This is a genomic window from Sphingomonas flavida, assembly GCF_036663655.1.
Lineage (GTDB): Bacteria > Pseudomonadota > Alphaproteobacteria > Sphingomonadales > Sphingomonadaceae > Sphingomonas.
Map to the genome: position 1 here is coordinate 1 of NZ_JAXOJH010000036.1, position 7,858 is coordinate 7,858.

A 7,858-nucleotide genomic window follows, 5' to 3' on the forward strand; every position below is an offset into this window, starting at 1 on the left:
CGGCATCACCGCCGTGCTTCACACCTGGGGCTCGGCGATGACCCACCACCCGCACATCCATATGATTGTCCCGGGCGGCGGGATGTCGCGGGACGGCCGTCGCTGGATCTCGTCACGCCCGGCGTTCCTGCTGCCGGTGCACGTCCTCGACAAGCTGTTCCGCCGCTTGTTCCTGACCCGGCTGATGGCGCTGTACAAGGCGGGAAGGCTCGGCTTCCATGGCAGCCTCGCGCATCTCTCCGACCGGCGCGCCTTCCTGCGGCACTTGACACCGGTCTGGAAGAAGCGCTGGGTCGTCTATGCCAAGCCGCCGTTCGCCGGGCCGGAGACGGTGCTCGCCTATCTGTCGCGCTACACCCACCGCGTGGCAATCTCGAACAGCCGGCTGCTGCGCTTCGACCAGGCGGGCGTCACCTTCCGCTACAAGGATTACCGCCGGGGCGGAGCCGACCGGCAGCAGGTCATGACGCTCAGCCCCGACGAGTTCATCCGCCGCTTCCTGCTCCACGTCCTGCCCAAGGGCTTCCACCGCATCCGTCACTATGGCCTGCTCGCCGGTGCCACCCGCAAGGCGCATCTCGAACGCGCCCGCGAACTGCTCGGGATTGTGCCGCCCGTGACAGAGACCCTATCGGCTGAACCCGATGACGTCCGACCACCATGCCCGTGCTGCGGTGGGCACATGGTCGTCATCGAAACCTTCGCGTGCTGGCGACAGCCCCGCGCCCCGCCGCAGGGCACCAACCCGACCGGGACCAACCAGCCATGATCCGGCATGGCTCGAACACATCCCGCCGTGCAAACCTTGTGCTTCCGGCAAGGACGACGCTCGCGCCGGTGATATCACCTGCTGTGCGGACTGCCATCGCAGGCCCCGGCGCCGGGCAGCATCAGAGCCGAATACACACCCTGAAAGCTGTCCCGCCAACCATCACGCGCGCCTCGCACCAGCACAAAACCCGAAAATCCCATAGGTCACCGCGCGTGGCCCGCGGCTTCCTGCTTTGGAGGATATCGTACACCTGCCGGTGCCCGATTTCCTTCACATAATTGGTCATTGAGGGGCCTCACCAGCGTTCCGCCTTCTGCCATTCGTTCATATCGAAAACAGCGCATCATCCACCGTCTCGCTTCAAGAATGAAGGTCCGGCATGGGTGGTTAATCGCCGTTCCACAGCCTGAACTTAGCGATGAACTGCCGCCCGCGAAGCGGACAGCGACGTTGACGAGGCGCTGACACCTGCCAGTGTGCCACATAGGCCGCGAGCACAGGCCCTCTTTCATCATACAGGTCAGACGAACACGCGCTTAAGTGGCCGTCTACCTTGATCCTGCAGGTTACCCGGACTTTGGCTTAGGGATATGGATACCGATCCCTTTGTGGCAGCGGGGGCATTGTAGGCCGCACCACCTTGAGATTAGCCGGAGTGAAAGCAGAAGGACAGTCAGCTTGTGCCCTAGTTGGAACCACAAGAAGAAGCGGCAACAAAGCAAGTCGTTCGTGCATCGCGGAAACCTATGCTCGACATCGGACGCCCGCAAGTCGGCGATCGCGGCATGTCTGCTCGGCGTGTTGAAGCGACAGGCAGCTTTTGGAGCGCCGCGGCCGACAAGCCAACTATACGCGGGCGAGCGCAAACCCTTGTTTCATCGCCATCACATTACCCTCGTCGCGCAGGTCGTCCGATAACTCGATACCGGTGGGCACGCCGATAACGAAAATCTGCGACCAATCTGGATAGTGCTCTTGGACGTTCCAGATCGACCGCAATATTGCTTCACGCCCGACCTTCCCGCCTTCCGGGATGAATACGGCACTTCCGGCATCAAGATCGTCCTGCTTGTCAAACCATCGGCGGTTTTCGGCAGTATCTACGATCCACACAGCCCCTGCGGCGTGGCGCTCAAAAGCCGCATCGAAGATGATCGAAACTACCATATTGGCAATGTGCTCGATGGGCGGGCGGTTCGCAATGGCAGGTATCAGGCTGGCCGATAGCCACGGGAAACGGCGTCTGGCTGTGATTAACGGGACGCGAGCCTAATTCTGGTACGCCAGTTGAATCGTAACATTTCAATAGACTGAGTACCGCCTGACAATTCTGATACCGGAACAAAAACATATACAGGACACAGTAGCGGCGGTCCTCAAAGATTATTGAAAACCGCCGACTATGTAGGAAAAATTATCGCATGAAGCGCAGCCCGACGAAGAAGGTCCGCCCGATCACGTCATAGACGCCTGCCTGATAGCTCAGCTCGAAATTGGCACCGCCCGCTTCGGCGCCCGGAATACGCGGAGGCTTGCGGTCGAAGGCGTTGTTGAGCCCACCGGACAGCTCGATACTCCTGGTCAGCTTCACCCAACCGAAGAAGTCGTTGTAGAAGACGTTGGGCGTGAAGACCGGATCATATTTCGCTGAGGTGATCGTGGTGGCCGCCTTCATTGGCGAGAAGTGGCGCAGCGTCCAGGTCGTGCCCCAGTTCGGCTGGGAATAGGTGGTGCGGATCACGCCCTTCCAGGTCGGGCTGCCGAACACGCCGCGATATTCGGTAATGGTGTTCGGATCGCTGGGGTCCAGCGTATAGCGGCGATTGAGCAGGCGGGTATAGTTGGCGTTGATCGACAGGTTACCCGCGCCCAGACCGAACCGCTCCAGGTCGGTCGCATAGGCCAAGCCGAAGTCGATGCCGCGCGTCAGATACTGCGCCAGGTTCAGCTTCTGCGTGACGACAGACTTGATGTTGTTGCCTGCATCGCGCGTGACCAGCGAACAGAAGACGTTGGTCAGGCTGGGCTGGTCGACGCATTTGTCGATGAGAGTCTGCGCGCCAAAGGCATCGATCGCGTTGCGCAGGTCGATATTGTAATAATCGACCGTCAGCGACAGGCCGGGGATGAAGCGCGGCTGGAGCACCGCGCCCACGGTCAGCGTCCGGGCGGTTTCCGGCTTCAGCGCCAGATTGCCCTTCGAAATGATGTCGCGGTAAATCCAGTAGTTGCTCAGGTCGGTCGGCTTGATCGCCGCACAATTGACTGCGGTATATTGCGTCCGGGTGATGCGGTTGGCGAGGTTATAGGCGTTGCAGGGGTCGGTGACCCACATGCCGCCGACGCTGCTCGCTGTGAACAACTCGCCGATATTGGGTGCGCGCACCGCCTGGCCGTACGTGGCGCGGAAACGAATGTCGCGGATCGGGGCCCATTCGCCGCCGACCTTCCAGGTCGTGGTGCGGCCCGCCGTGCTGTAATCCGACAGGCGCACCGCACCGTCGACCGACAGGCTGTCGAAGAAGGGCGTCGCACGCAGGATTGGCGCATGGAGTTCGCCATAAGCTTCCTTGACGCTGTAATTACCGATCAGCGGCATCTGGGTCACGCCCAGCGTCGGGTCATATCTCGAACTGTCGGCATTATATTCGGCTGCCACGCCGATATCGTTGCGCTCCTTGCGGTACTCGGCACCGATCACCGCTTGCACCGCGCCGCCCGGCAGATCGATTAGCCCGCCCGAGATATAGCCGGAAGCAACCTGCTGGGTCATGACCGACTTCGCCCAGCTCGACGTGTACTGGATATAGTTGATCATCGGCTGGGTCAGCGTGACGAACGGATTGATCGGCACGCATCCGTTGTTCGGGCTGGTCAGCGTGCTACGGCAGATCGGATTACCCCCCGTGTCGGTGGTGGAATCGAGCCCCTGATACCAGCGCGCATAGGACGTCGCGTTGAAGTCGCGAACCTGTTGCTCGGACCGGCCATAGGTATAATAGGCGGTGTAGTTCCAGTTGTGCGCCAGCAGGCGGAAATCACCCTCGGCGCCCGCGACCGCCTGCACCATCTTGCGGCGATACTGAGTTTCGGGCGTGCCGACCTCAATGACCCGCCGCGCGAAGTTGACCCCGCCCGCCGGGATCGTCCCGCCTGCCGCCGCGCGCATCTGCGCGGTGATATACGGGCTGTCGGCCGGAACCGCGTCATAACCGAAGGCGGTCAGCGGAGCGTAGGCAGCGGTCGAGAAATTGCGCGCGAAGCTGACGTTGCCGAACAATTTGAACGCTTCGCTGAAGTCGTAATGGCTGGCGAGGCGGGTAGAAAAGCGCTCCGACGGGACCGAGAGCAGCCAGCCATCATAGCGTCCGTGATATTCGCTGCCTGCCCCCGCCAGCAGCGTACCCAGCGCCTCACTGGTATTGGCCGTGTTGACCGCTTGCGGATTGAGGAAGCCTTGCGATCCCAGGTTGGGCGCCCGCAGCGAGCCGTTGGCGGCCACGGCGTATAGCTGCTTGTTGAGGATCAGCTGCGCCGAGTTGGACGAGTAGATGTTATAGTTGCCATCATAGATGGTGTATTTTGGCGCACTCTTCGTCTTGCCGTAATAGGGATAGCCCTGCGCCGTCCAGGGGCGGTCTGCGCCGTTGATCCCCTCCGGCTGATTGTCGTAAAAAGTGTAGAAGGTGACGTTGCCTCGATTGTCGGCGAAATTGGTGCCTGCCAGCAGATCGAACCCGTATTGGTTCATGTCGTTGCGGGTCGAGGCATTGTAGCGGACGTTCGATTCCAGCCCCTGATAATTCTTCTTCAGGATGAAGTTAGCAACGCCCGCCACCGCGTCTGCTCCGTAGAGCGCCGAGGCGCCGCCGGTCACGACCTCGACCCGCTCGACCAGACTGGACGGGATGTTGCTGAGATCGACCGCCGAGGTGCCAGGAATGGCGGGCACTTGGCGATGGCCGTCGACCAGCACCAGCGTGCGCTGTGTCCCCATCCCGCGCAGGTCGAGTGCGTTGATGCCCGCATTGCCCGCCAGATTGCTGGTCTGGTTGGTCTGGGTGATGGCCAAGGCTGGAAGCTGGTTCACGACGTCGGTGATCTGCTGCGATCCGACCGAGCGGATTTCCGCAGCAGTGACGACCGCGACCGGCGAAGGGCTGTCCTTGGCGTCGCGACGAATGCGCGACCCCGTGACCAGGACGTCGCCGTTGGTATCGTCGTTCTTGTCTTGTACCTGCGGTTCGTTCTTCGGACGCATTTCAGTTTGGGCGCACAATCGCTGTGCAAAACACGCGCAGCCCAGCATCAAGCCAATGCGAAAAGCCCTTTTCCGATCGATCATGTCCCTTGCCCCCTTCTGATGTATTTCGTATACAAAATATGGTCGACGCAAAGGTGTCAAGGACGCGCCATTCAAAAAAGGGCCGTGTTACGTTTATGCCACAGTGGAAAGCCGGACGGTGTTCTCGCGCATTCGGACTATCCATGGCGCTGTCGCTGGTGCTGCCCACGGGCCCGGTGTGGTCACAGGGTCAACCGTCGCCCGGGGTGGCAGCGGCAGCAGCCGCACGTCCTCCCGCCGTGCCCATCGCCGACCGCTATGCCCGTGCCGATCGGCTGCTCTGGCCGCAACTGGCGACCCTACTCCCTAATGCCTCGCTGCGGGCGGTGTTTACCGAGGGCGACAAGGGCGTGCTCTACCGGACCGGTATTCAGGGCCATCGCATGCTGCGCTATCTCGATCTGGGCAGTCGGGCCGGACGCGAGATCGTCGACGAGGCGCGACTGGCGACGTTGCTGGCGGCGAGGATCAGCAAGCCGGTCGACCCGCTGGCGCTATCGGTCGAACAGCCCGCCTTCGATACCGCGACCGGTGTGCTCAGCTTCACCGAAATGGATCGCCGCTGGACGCTCGGCCCCGACGGAACGCTGACCGAGGCCGCCAAGGGACCGCCGAACGGGGAAGGCGTCGTCTCGCCCGATGGCCGGTTCGAGGTCGTCGCGCACGGCTACGACCTGTATGCGCGCGAGCGGAAATCGGGACGAGAGGTACGGCTTACCAGCGACGGCACCCGCAACCAGCCCTACGGCCGTGGCATAGCGCTGCTGCCCGACATATTGAAGGCCGGCAGCGAGGAGCCGCCCATGCCGGTCTCGGTCAAATGGTCGGCCGACAGCCGCCGGATCGCGACGTGGCGGCTCGACACGCGCGACGTGCCGCGCCTGGCAATCACGCAGGCCAACCCGCCGGGCAGCCTCTATCCGCGATCCTTCCATTACATCTATCCGCTGGCGGGCGGCACGAAGCTGCCTCAGGCGCAACGACTGGTGATCGATGTCGAGCAGGCGGTTCGCCATCGCCATGCCAAGCCAGTGATGCTCGATATTCCATCGGAATCGATCCTCTATCCGCAGGATCCCGACTTTTATTGGGAGGGGGATCATGTCCGGTCGGTCTGGACTCAGCGCGGCTATGGCGAACTGCGCGTCTACAATGCCGATCCGGTCACGGGCGCGGCAAAAATGGTCGCGCGGGAGAAAGGCGATCCGCTTGTCTTCGTGACCTCCAGCTTCTTCCGGGCAGCGCCCGCGCTCGGCGGCGAACTGGACGTGTCGGAGCGCAGCGGTTGGGCGCAGCTTTATCTTGTGCGTCCGGATGCGCCGGGCCAGGGCTATCCCCTCACCCGTGGCGCATGGGAAGTAACAGGGATCGAGCATGTCGATGCCCCCTCGCGGACGATCCTGCTGACCGGCGTCGGGCGGGAGACGGACCGGGACCGTTATTACCGCGCGCTCTACCGCGTGACGATGGACGGCGAGGCCCCCCGGCTGCTGACGCCTGAGCCGCTCGACCACGAGGTCACGGTGTCGGAAGACGGCCGCTGGTTCGTCGATGCGATGTCCAGCCCGACCCAGCCGACCCGGACCGTCCTGCGCGATGCTGCCGACGGCCGGATCGTCGCGGAGCTGGGCAAGGCGGACGACAGCGCGCTGCGGGCGATCGGCTATCAGGCAACTGAGCCCTTCTACGGTGTCGCGGCGGATGGCGTCACGGCGCTGCGCGCAATGATCTACCGCCCGATCGGCTTCGATCCGAACCAGCGCTATCCAGTGATCGATAATGTCTATACCGGCCCGACGACGACCCAGGTCCCGGTCGGCTGGCGCGACACGATCTCCGCCAGCTCGTCCAGCGTGGCGCAGATCGGGGCCGTGGTGGTCATGATCGACGGGCGCGGCACGTCCCGGCGGGGCAAGGCGTTTCGCGCGCCGTCCTACCAGAATCTGGGCGAGGTCGGGCTGGACGATCATATCGCGATGATCCGCCAGATGGCGGCACGATATCCCTCTATCGATGCGAGCCGGGTCGGCGTTTATGGCGGTTCGGCGGGCGGCTATGACGCAGCGCGCTTCATGTTGCGGCGGCCGGAATTCTTCAAGGTCGGACTTGCCTGGTCGGGCAATCACGACCTGCGGCTCGACAAGGCATGGTGGCCGGAAGCATCAATGGGTAATGCCGACAACGCTACCTGGGAACGCAATTCCAACATGGCGGTGGCGGGACAGTTGCAGGGCAAGCTGCTGCTCGTTCACGGCGATATCGACGACAATGTGCCCGTAACCGAAAGCCTTAGGTTGGCCAAGGCGATCATTGATGCGGGCCGCGATGTTGACTTGGTGATCCTACCGAACACACGCCATTCGGTCTATCAGCCCTTCTTCTGGAGAAAATTCCGCGACTATTTCACGCGTAATCTGCTGGACGAAAATCCGCCGCAATTAGCCGCCTTACCGTCCAGTAACGCCCAGCATTGAGGCGATTTTCGGGATTTGTCACTGCACCGTAGCACGCAACAGGCTTCATGTAGCGCGACGTTTTGAGCAGATGTGAAAGCTTGCGGCGGGCATCAGTGATGAATGTGCGCCACCGAGATGATGGTAGGATTCGGCCGAACTACGACCCAATGCACGAAGCCGCTGCGCGGCACTGGTGCCGGTGGTGATGTAGCGCGTCTGCGCTGAGGTTTGGCCGTGCGGCAGCGGAGGCGGACGATGGGGTTCCTTCAACATGAGGAACCTCGC

General features: G+C 62.3%; 5 protein-coding genes. 2 read left to right on the forward strand and 3 right to left on the reverse strand.

Features of this window, described 5'->3' with window-relative positions; genetic code table 11:
• Window positions 1–769 (forward strand): IS91 family transposase (locus tag U1703_RS18565; protein WP_332786930.1); only part of this gene is annotated, 769 nt, incomplete at its 5' end.
• Window positions 770–1,618: 849 nt separating this feature from the next.
• Here the strand turns inward: U1703_RS18565 and U1703_RS18570 are convergent.
• Both U1703_RS18570 and U1703_RS18575 read right to left on the reverse strand, forming a co-directional pair.
• Window positions 1,619–1,939 (reverse strand): hypothetical protein, encoded by a 321-nt coding sequence (locus U1703_RS18570; RefSeq protein ID WP_332786931.1) that lies wholly within the window; start codon window positions 1,937–1,939, stop codon window positions 1,619–1,621.
• Between the two features lie 247 nt (window positions 1,940–2,186).
• Window positions 2,187–5,033: a TonB-dependent receptor plug domain-containing protein gene (locus U1703_RS18575; protein WP_332786932.1), complete on the reverse strand. Its 2,847-nt coding sequence runs from the start codon at window positions 5,031–5,033 to the stop codon at window positions 2,187–2,189.
• 323 nt (window positions 5,034–5,356) lie between these two features.
• Between U1703_RS18575 and U1703_RS18580 the strand changes: the two genes are divergently transcribed.
• Window positions 5,357–7,591 (forward strand): S9 family peptidase, encoded by a 2,235-nt coding sequence (locus tag U1703_RS18580; protein WP_332786933.1) that lies wholly within the window; start codon window positions 5,357–5,359, stop codon window positions 7,589–7,591.
• A 45-nt stretch (window positions 7,592–7,636) separates the two neighbouring features.
• Here U1703_RS18580 and U1703_RS18585 read toward each other — a convergent pair.
• A partial coding sequence (locus U1703_RS18585; RefSeq protein ID WP_332786934.1) for a hypothetical protein occupies window positions 7,637–7,858 on the reverse strand: 222 nt, incomplete at its 5' end.